Annotated in this window: 1 protein-coding gene; it reads right to left on the bottom strand. The window is 66.2% G+C overall.

Annotated elements, in window-relative coordinates; translation table 11 throughout:
* Window positions 1-16: 16 nt before the first annotated feature.
* Window positions 17-1,075, bottom strand: coding sequence for an IS30 family transposase (locus ON20_RS25860; protein WP_245547492.1), 1,059 nt, complete (start codon window positions 1,073-1,075; stop codon window positions 17-19).
* Window positions 1,076-1,206 lie beyond the last annotated feature (131 nt).

Here is a 1,206-nt window from a genome sequence, read left to right as displayed (position 1 = left end):
CCTTAGATTCAACGGGTCAAGACAACGCCTCGGCTGGGGTTCGGAATCCGAGGCACTTGCGTGGCCGGTTGTTGAGCCGGTCAGCGATCGTGTCGAGTTCGGTTTGGCTGAAGGTGGCCAGGTTGGTCTTCTTGGGCAGGTATTGGCGTAGCAGCTTGTTCGTGTTCTCGTTCGTGCCGCGCTGCCACGGGCTGCGCGGGGCGGCGAAGAAGACCTCGACGCCCGCGGTCGCAGCGAGCCGCTCATGGTCGGCCAGCTCCATGCCACGATCCCAGGTCAGGGTGCGACGCAGCGCGGACGGGATGGCGGCGTAGCGGTCGATCAGGGCGTCGACGACGGTCTCGGTGCGCCGGTCGGCCGTCTTCACGATCGTGAGATAGCGGGTTTTCCTGTCGACCAGCGTCGCGACCTGGCTGGTCTTGCCGCCGAGGATCAGGTCGCCCTCCAGATGCCCTTCGACGCTGCGGTCTTCGGCGTCGACCGGCCGCTCGGTGATCGGGCGGGCACCGATGATCTGGGACCGCCACTGCCCTTTCACGCTGTGGTGCTTGTTCTTCCGGATCGGACGCTTCGTGCGCAGGGACGTCTCGGCGAGAATCTTCGGGATGAGCTTCCACCGGCTGGTGTAGACGCAGCGGTAGATCGTCTCGTGGCTGATGCGCATGCTGAGGTCTTCGGGATGGTCCAACCGCAGCCGCCCGGCGATCTGCTCGGGTGACCACTGCTGCTCCAACAGCTCGACAACCCGCTCCCGCAATCGCGAGTTACGTTCCAAAAGAAATTGTTTCGGCCTGCTTCGCTGCTCGTCGGCGCGTGTCTGCGCGTTCACGGCCCGGTAGGCGTCGCGTCCGCCGTTGCGGGCGACCTCCCGGCTCACCGTCGACGGCGAGCGACCCAGCAGCTCGGCTATCGCCCGGAGCGACAGGCCCGCGCTCGAGCCCCGTGAAATCGTCTCCCGCTCGGCCGCGTCAAGATGATCCGCCCTCGGCTTGCGCGCCGCCGGCGCGATGCCGCCGTGGTACTTCAGCGCTGTATATACCGAGCCGGTAGGCACATCCAGCGCTCGTGCGATCACGCTGATCGACTCCCCGGGCCCGCCACCGCCGCCACAACTCCGCCTTCACCGCATCCGACATCCCCGGACGACCAACCCGCGCCACAAACCCTCGATCCACCAGCCATGTTGCTCTGACCCGTTGAATCTAA

The sequence above is a fragment of the Nocardia brevicatena NBRC 12119 genome, assembly GCF_000308495.1.
Lineage (GTDB): Bacteria > Actinomycetota > Actinomycetes > Mycobacteriales > Mycobacteriaceae > Nocardia > Nocardia brevicatena.
The sequence above is the reverse complement of the archived record's forward strand: the minus strand, read 5'-3'. Positions and strand labels throughout refer to the sequence as shown.